Source organism: Lyngbya sp. CCAP 1446/10 (genome assembly GCF_026130175.1).
Classification (GTDB): Bacteria; Cyanobacteriota; Cyanobacteriia; order Cyanobacteriales; family Microcoleaceae; genus Microcoleus.
This window is the reverse complement of sequence record NZ_JAIGNI010000109.1, coordinates 1-7,284: the sequence shown is the minus strand read 5'-3', so window position 1 is coordinate 7,284 and position 7,284 is coordinate 1. Positions and strand designations below refer to the sequence as shown.

Annotated in this window: 6 protein-coding genes and 1 pseudogene; 4 read left to right on the top strand and 3 right to left on the bottom strand. The window is 47.8% G+C overall.

Annotation, left to right across the window (positions count from 1 at the left end):
- Window positions 1–370 precede the first annotated feature (370 nt).
- The 3 genes from K4039_RS26180 (at window position 371) to K4039_RS26170 (ending at window position 5,551) form a co-directional block, all read left to right on the top strand.
- Window positions 371–1,312, top strand: a complete 942-nt coding sequence (locus K4039_RS26180) for a GNAT family N-acetyltransferase (protein ID WP_265239427.1) — start codon at window positions 371–373, stop codon at window positions 1,310–1,312.
- Between the two features lie 179 nt (window positions 1,313–1,491).
- A complete protein-coding gene (locus K4039_RS26175; protein ID WP_265239426.1) occupies window positions 1,492–2,286 on the top strand; it encodes an SDR family NAD(P)-dependent oxidoreductase in 795 nt (264 codons plus the stop codon).
- Between the two features lie 484 nt (window positions 2,287–2,770).
- Window positions 2,771–5,551 (top strand): DUF3536 domain-containing protein, encoded by a 2,781-nt coding sequence (locus tag K4039_RS26170; RefSeq protein ID WP_265239425.1) that lies wholly within the window; start codon window positions 2,771–2,773, stop codon window positions 5,549–5,551.
- Here K4039_RS26170 and K4039_RS26165 read toward each other — a convergent pair.
- Window positions 5,541–5,669: a hypothetical protein gene (locus K4039_RS26165; RefSeq protein WP_265239424.1), complete on the bottom strand. Its 129-nt coding sequence runs from the start codon at window positions 5,667–5,669 to the stop codon at window positions 5,541–5,543. The genes K4039_RS26170 and K4039_RS26165 overlap by 11 nt on opposite strands.
- A 128-nt stretch (window positions 5,670–5,797) precedes the next feature.
- Here K4039_RS26165 and K4039_RS26160 point away from each other — a divergent pair, with 128 nt between their 5' ends.
- Complete coding sequence (locus K4039_RS26160; RefSeq protein WP_265239423.1) at window positions 5,798–6,031, top strand: ferredoxin-thioredoxin reductase variable chain; 234 nt, start codon at window positions 5,798–5,800, stop codon at window positions 6,029–6,031.
- A gap of 278 nt (window positions 6,032–6,309) precedes the next feature.
- Here the strand turns inward: K4039_RS26160 and K4039_RS26155 are convergent, their stop codons facing one another.
- Both K4039_RS26155 and K4039_RS26150 read right to left on the bottom strand, forming a co-directional pair.
- Window positions 6,310–6,993 (bottom strand): response regulator transcription factor, encoded by a 684-nt coding sequence (locus K4039_RS26155; RefSeq protein ID WP_321161666.1) that lies wholly within the window; start codon window positions 6,991–6,993, stop codon window positions 6,310–6,312.
- Between the two features lie 52 nt (window positions 6,994–7,045).
- Window positions 7,046–7,284, bottom strand: a pseudogene (locus K4039_RS26150) (RNA-guided endonuclease TnpB family protein); the annotation flags it as partial.

The window sequence follows — 7,284 nt, the reverse complement described above, 5'->3', positions numbered from 1 at the left end:
AATCATGGGCGACATAAGAAGAACCAAGTAGGTATAATATTTGACATCAATACCGAAACATGAACCTATTCATATTCACTCATTTATTTATTATACACCGCTGAGGTTATTAAATTTTCATTCCTTATCAAAAGTGGCGTTCTTTATTGCATCACTTTTACGATCCTTTTCCGACAGTGGAACATTACGAAATCATTTTGTCATGACTTATATCGTGTCCTGTCGATTGAGCGGTCTCGGATTAGTTCGTAGTGCGGACTTCAGTCCGCAATAATGAGCGGGCGGTTTTCATCTAAATCAAAGATTTATGCAAGAGGTTTAATATGTATGATGGCATCACTGTTTGCTTTTTTAACGGATCTCGCACACAATGAACATCTCTATTCGATTACTTCAAGAAAATGAGTTAGCGACGGCTGAACATATCTTTCGACTGGCTTTTGGTACTTTTATTGGATTGCCTCAACCGACAGATTTTGGTGGTGATGCGAGCTATGTTCAAACGCGATGGCTAGTCGATCGCACGGCGGCCTTCGCAGCAGAGGTTGACGGGCAGCTAGTTGGCTCGAATATAGCTGTTTGTTGGGGGAGTGTGGGTTTTTTTGGGCCGCTGAGCGTTCATCCTGACTTCTGGAATCAAGGTGTTGCTCAAGGTTTGATTGAATGTGCGATCGGCAAATTCTCGGAATGGGGGACGCGACAGGCGGGGTTATTTACTTTCCCGAACAGTCCAAAACACCACGGGCTTTATCATAAATTCGGGTTCTACCCGCGTTTTTTGACTTTCATTATGGCAAAACCAATTCAGTTTGTGGAGCGGGATTTTCCGGTAATAAAATATTCTGAATTAAGTTCACAGGAGCGATCGCACTGTCTGAAAGAATGTTATGAATTGACGGATGGTATTTATGCAGGGCTGGATTTATCGCGGGAGATTTTGGCGGTTGAGGCTCAAAATTTGGGTGATACGGTTTTATTGTGGGATGACAAGGGTTTGGCGGGATTTGCTGTTTGTCATTGCGGTGCGGGTAGCGAAGCTGGTTCTAATGTATGTTATGTCAAATTTGGAGTTGTGCGATCGGGTGTTGGCGCAGGCGATCGATTTGAACAGTTGCTGGATGTCTGTGAAGCGTTTGGGGCGAGTCAAAAAATGTTGCGTCAGATGGCTGGAGTGAATACGAGCCATGATGTCGCTTATGGTAGGATGGTTTCTCGCGGTTTTCGCACTGAAAGTACAGGTGTAGTAATGCACAGGCAAAACGATCCCGGTTACAATCGACCAGAGGTTTTTGTATTGGATAATTGGCGCTAATGCCAACTTGTTTTGCGGTACGTTCAAAAAAAGACTCATTAACAAGCGCTACATTTAGAGGTTTTGTGTAGGCTGACTCTGTGCAGTGTACACACCTGTATTTAGAAATTTTGCCTAATTTCTAGTTAAATCGATCCCGTCACACACATCAAAAATACTCATTTTGGAGGATGACAACAATGGATCTTAAACTATCGGATAAAATTGCACTGGTCAGCGGCTCAACAGCCGGAATTGGCTTAGCAATTGCTACCCAACTCGCTCAAGAAGGTGCAGCGGTGATTGTTAACGGACGCACGGAAGAACGGGTGAAAAAGGCGATCGACCAAATCAAAGAAATTGCTCCCAATGCCAAGCTGCAAGGTGTCGCTGCCGATTTGGGAACTGCAAGCGGAGCCAGCGAATTATTCGATCGAGTTCCAGAGGTAGACATTCTGGTAAACAATCTGGGAATTTACGGAGCGAAACCATTTGAGGATATTGATGATGATGAATGGATAAACTTTCTAGAAATCAACGTCATCAGCGGAGTGCGACTTTCTCGAAAGTATCTGCCATTAATGCTGACCAAGAATTGGGGGCGGATTATTTTCATTTCCAGCGAATCTGCACTCAATATTCCAGCAGAAATGATTCACTACGGAGTCACGAAAACGGCGCAACTTTCCCTCGCCCGCGGTTTGGCAGAGATGACTGTTGGCAGTAATGTAACTGTCAATTCTGTGCTGCCGGGGCCAACGCGATCGGAAGGAGTAGAAGATTTCATTCAAGGATTGGCAAAAAACCAAAAGGTGACGGCTGAACAGGTGGAAAAAGAGTTCTTTCAAAAGACTCGCCCTTCGTCGCTGATCCAGCGTTTTGCTGAGACTTCGGAGGTGGCTGCACTTGTGGCGTTTGTTGCCAGTCCAGTAGCGTCTGCTATTAACGGGGCGGCTTTGCGAGTGGAAGGCGGTGTCGTACGATCGATCGTTTAGCTTGAATAGTATAGATTACAGCGCCGTCCGGTGCAGTAGCCCCTCAGCAAAAATTTTAGCTGCTGAGGGGATTCACCCTGTTGTTAACTTTACCCGCACAATTTCCCTCGGTCGATCGCCAAAGATTAAAATTTTCCGGGGAAAAGTTGCTATTTAATGAATAAGACTTTAAGATCCAGCAATGTAAATCAAACTCTCAACGAGCAGCCCTGCAAGCACTAACCTGAAATGGGTCGCAAGTGCCAGAAAGCAGTAAAAGCTACCTTTTTTAACTCTTTGAACAGCAAAGCATTGACAGAAAAACTCAGGGATCGACGATCGGCAGATTGGAACGAATGCTTTGCGAACAATACTACAAATGTATCAAAAATTGTCAGCCCAAATTTAGCACCTACAGATGCCTAGTCCAAATGCCTACTGCGTAAGGTGTCAGTTACTTATTAGGCTGTTTTTGTTGTCTTTAACTACTTGAGGATTCGATCGCATGGTTTCGATTTCTAAAACTCAGTCCGCTGTCCTGCCTTTGTCTGCGCCAACCGTAACGGCTGCAACCAAAAGCACTGTGGCTACTGCAACTGGAGTGTGCGTGACGGTTCACGGTCACTTCTACCAGCCACCCCGGGAAAACCCTTACCTGGACGCGATCGAACGCCAAGCCAGTGCCTCTCCATCCCACGACTGGAACGAACGCATTTATCACGAGTGCTACCGCCCGAACGCCTTTGCCCGCATACTAAACGACCGCGGTGAAGTCACGGGGATCGTCAATAACTACGAGTATCTCAGCTTCAACATTGGCCCAACCTTGATGAGTTGGCTAGAACGCTACGATGCCGAAGTATATCAGCGGATTCTGGAAGCCGATCGCAAAAGCTGTCAGCGGCTCAATGGTCACGGCAACGCGATCGCCCAAGTGTACAATCACATCATCATGCCGCTGGCAAACGATCGAGACAAATACACCCAAATTCGCTGGGGAATCGCAGATTTTCGCTCCAGATTTGATCGCAATCCCGAAGGAATTTGGCTCGCTGAAACCGCTGTAGACTACGCCACGTTGGAAGTTTTGGTAGCTGAAGGTATTCGTTTTATTGTCTTAGCCCCTTCCCAAGCCGAACGCTGCCGCCCGCTAATCGGGCAAAACCAAGAAGGCCAAGAAGAAACAGATACCCAATGGCACGAAGTCGGCGGTGGTCAAATCGATCCGACTCGCCCGTACCGCTGCTATTTGAAACCAGAAATGGGGTTGATGGCCGATCACAAACTCTCACCGCTGAGCACTCACAACTTTAGTCGCCAAAACGACAATTCCGCAGCCCCAAATCCCAACACTCCCTACATCGATATCTTTTTCTATGATGGCCCAATCTCGCGGGATATGGGTTTCAATGAGGTTCTCAGCAGCAGCCAACACTTGGCGGGGCGCTTGGGTCAAGCAGTGCGGGGAGACCACCGACAGGCCCAATTAATCTCCGTGGCGACAGACGGCGAAACTTTCGGCCACCACAAACACAGTACGGAAAAATGCCTCGCCTACGCCTTCACAGAAGAGTTTCCCCGCCGTGGTTGGACGGTGACGAATTATGCTCATTATTTAAGTCAAAATCCGAGCACTTGGGAAGTGGAACTCAAACCAGTGACGGCCTGGAGTTGCTCTCATGGGGTCGATCGCTGGCAAGATGATTGTGGCTGTGGTGGTGGTGGCGGATGGCATTTGCTATGGCGCAAGCCTTTGCGGGATACTCTGAATTGGCTGCGCGATCGGCTGATTCCGATTTATGAGGAAGCGGGACGCAAGCTGTTTCGCGATCCCTGGAAGGCCAGAGATGAATATATTGATGTTATTCGCGATCGATCGATCGCTAATGTTGACAGTTTTCTCGATCGGCATCAAATTCGCGAACTCAACGCCTCCGAACAGATAGATGCCCTGCGCCTGCTGGAAATGCAGCGCCACGCTTTGTTAATGTTCACTAGCTGCGGCTGGTTTTTTGAAGAAATCTCTCGCCCCGAAGGCGTGCAAATTTTGCGCTACGCGGCCCGGGCGCTGGAATTGGCGGAGGAAGTTGCCGGCGTGCAACTAGAAAAGGATTTTATCGCTCAACTCGCTCTCGTACCCAGCAACGTTGAATCCTTCAAAACTGGGGCGGAAGTTTACCGCCAACTGGTAACGACGGCTCAAGTCAGTCTCAAAGAAGTCGCCGCCCACTACGCCATTAGTTCTCTGTTTGCCAAGTATCCCCGCGAACAGCGAGTTTACTGCTATCAAGCCGAACAGCAAGATTTCCAAATTCAGCGCATGGGATCGATGACTTTGGCTGTGGGTCAATTGCAGTTAACCTCCGAAATCACCAGGGAAACAGAGCTTTTTGTGTTTGCTGCGTTCCACCTCGGCGGCTGGGACTTCCACTGCTGCATTCAGCCTTTTGGTAGCAGCCGGTCTTACACTATGCTCAAAGAGCGGTTGTTTGGGGTTCTGCAAGAAGCTTCGGCGGCCCACGCGATTCTGGAAATGGTGCGACTGTTTGGAGACCAATCCTTTAGCTTGCGGGATTTATTCGCTGAGGAACGTCACCGGATCGTGCAGTTGCTGAGTCAGGAAAATTTGACTCGGTTGGATCAGCTTTACACTCAGGTTTATCGGGAAAATTACGGGGTGATGATGGCTTTCCACCGCGACGATTTGCCGGTGCCGATGGAGTTACAGGTGGCTGCGGAGGTGGCTTTGGGACACCGCTGTTTGACGGCGGCGAAGGCCCTGGAACAGGAAATGGGGGACGGGGAGTCGCTGCTGGCTGACATTGAGGCGATCGCCACTGAAGCGGGCCATCTCCGCTGCCGGTTGAAGGTTCCTGAAGTTAAGCAAATTTTGGAACGCCAGGTTTGCCGATCGCTAGATGCGCTACTGCAAGCCGGATTGGGCGTGGAGGATCGATCGCCTCTTAAGTTAGAAGCTGATATTCTCCACATCGAGCGTTTGATTGCTGTGGGCGATCGGCTGAGTCTGGATTTGTGTTTGGATAAATCGCAGGAACTGTATTTCAATTCTCTGTACAGTCAAATTGTGCCTCTGTGTTTGGGCTGGCTGCAACGGCAAGATGCCTCGGCGGTGGAAAGTTCGGTGGTTCCTGTTTGCTTGGATATCGCCCCGTCACACGGCGGCTGGGAGCTGTCTTCGATCCGGCAGTTGCTGGAGTTGGGTCAAACTCTGGGTGTTGATGTTGAGTGTTGGTTAAGTCAGTTAAGTCGATCGCCTATCGATTAGCCTGCATCAAATTCCCGGCATTGAGAATTCGCCCGATCGCGCTTGAAATACCGATCAGGCGATCGGCATTATGGCGATCGCTCGATCGCGACTGGCGAGCCGCGGCACCAACAGACAACCGCGAATTTTCTTTGAATTTTCGCTCTAGTTCTGTGGGAAGATGAAAACAATGTCCGCAAAGCGTACAGGTGTTCTGCACTTGCACGCTTTGTAGAGCTTTGAAGAGAGAACACTAAATATTAAGCTATGAAAATTGGCGATCGCGTTTGCGTTAAAAACTCTGTTGTTGTCTACCACCATCCTCAAAATCGCAGTCAACCATTTGAGATTAAGGGTATGGAAGGAGAAATCGTGGCGATCGTTCACGAATGGCACGGCCGACCAGTCAGTGCTAATTGGCCGGTTCTAGTTCAGTTTGACAAGAAATTTCGAGCTCACTTCAAAGAAGATGAAGTCGAATTGGTTTCTGCTGAAGCCTAACTGTAATATTGCTTGGTCATGTTAGATCCCCGACTTATTAAAAAAGTTGGGGAGCTGGTTGTGTTGTTATGTTTTTTGAGGTGGGCTTAATTGTCAAATTAAACAAGTTAAACAATTTCTATGAAATTAAACCAATTTGGAAAATCAATCCAACAATATTAGTAGGTGTGTCGCCATAAATAGTTCTCCCAAAAAAGACCTAAAATCGAGGGAGCGACGCAAAGCGCGAGAATATTTGAATAAACAAATTAAACTAAAAGTGTTGTAGCAAGAATTTTTTAAATTGGTATTACAACGGAATCTGATTGCTTGAGACGATAGCCCATACTGTGTACAGTCTCAATTAAATCTTCAGCGGCTCCCGCAGCTTTGAGTTTTTGACGCAAACCTCTAATGTGAACCTTGACCGTATTTTCTTCTGGTGGAGATTCCAACGACCAGACGTGTTCGATCATGACACTTCGACTGAGAACACGGCGACCATTTCGCAACAAAAGTTCCAGAAGTGCGTATTCTTTTGGCGTGAGATGGAGTGGAGTGTTCCCGTAGGTGACTTCATAGGTGCTGGGGTTGAGCCGAATTTCTTCCCATTCTAAAATCGGCCCAGAATTGCTATTACCTCGACGCAATAAGGCTCGAATCCGAGCAAATAGTTTTTGCAAGTCCACGGGCTTGACCACATAATCATCAGCCCCAGCATCAAGCCCATTAATTTCATCACTGAGAGTGTCACGGGCTGTGATCATCAGGACAGGCATAGTATAGCCGTGCGATCGCAATCGATGGCAAAGGCTAATTCCATCAAGTTCTGGTAACATCAAATCTAGCAACAGCAAATCATAGTTGAGCATCTTTGCTTGATGCCATCCAGATTCCCCATCGGTAACTATATCAACAACATAGCGCTGGTCTGTCAGGGCTTCTGCCAAGGTTTCTGCAAGGCGCAGATCGTCTTCAACCAAGAGAATCCTCATAAGCAAGAGGCTGGGGGAAAGTACAAAGCCACCTAGTCAATTACCCATCATCAATCGGAGTACCGATATGATGAGGGCTTGTGTCTACGCTCCACCGCAATCCTGAAAACCTTTGCAGGATATCAGCTTTGGTTTCATTGCGCGACACATCGGGGGATACTGACAAGCTCCCCGTACTCGTCCAGTCTTGCCGGACGAGCAACGTTCTCATTGCAATATTTCTGCTTCCCACCAAATCAGCGTGTAATTCATGCCCACAACATTCACAACGAAACATTA

Bases quoted from the DNA above. Each gene is read 5' to 3' on its own strand.
- K4039_RS26180 (WP_265239427.1), top strand. From the start codon at position 371: ATGAACATCTCTATTCGATTACTTCAAGAAAATGAGTTAGCGACGGCT.
- K4039_RS26175 (WP_265239426.1), top strand. From the start codon at position 1,492: ATGGATCTTAAACTATCGGATAAAATTGCACTGGTCAGCGGCTCAACA.
- K4039_RS26170 (WP_265239425.1), top strand. From the start codon at position 2,771: ATGGTTTCGATTTCTAAAACTCAGTCCGCTGTCCTGCCTTTGTCTGCG.
- K4039_RS26160 (WP_265239423.1), top strand. From the start codon at position 5,798: ATGAAAATTGGCGATCGCGTTTGCGTTAAAAACTCTGTTGTTGTCTAC.